The sequence below is a fragment of the Clostridioides sp. ES-S-0049-02 genome (genome assembly GCF_020658465.1).
Lineage (GTDB): Bacteria > Bacillota > Clostridia > Peptostreptococcales > Peptostreptococcaceae > Clostridioides.
Genome location: NZ_JACVWG010000093.1, coordinates 1 through 255 on the forward strand (window position 1 = coordinate 1; position 255 = coordinate 255).

Below are 255 nucleotides of genomic sequence, written 5' to 3' on the forward strand. Positions count from 1 at the left end.
TGCTAGTGCACGTCGCCAACAAACAAACTTCACATGTGTTCAGTTTATTCTGTTGCTTAAAGTGCTAACGCACATAGCTTGTCTAAAGATAAGCTAAAAGTGCATGTAAGAGGCTACTAGATAAATCAAAGATTTAAGTAATATACTCTTAATGGTGGAGATGAGGAGAGTCGAACTCCTGACCCCTTGCTTGCAAGGCAAGTGCTCTCCCAACTGAGCTACACCCCCAAATATGAAGTTCATAAAGAACTTTCA

At 40.4% G+C, this 255-nt stretch carries 1 tRNA gene; it reads right to left on the reverse strand.

What is annotated here, in order from left to right:
* Positions 1 to 152 precede the first annotated feature (152 nt).
* Positions 153 to 228, reverse strand: a tRNA-Ala gene (locus IC213_RS21445).
* Positions 229 to 255: the final 27 nt, after the last annotated feature.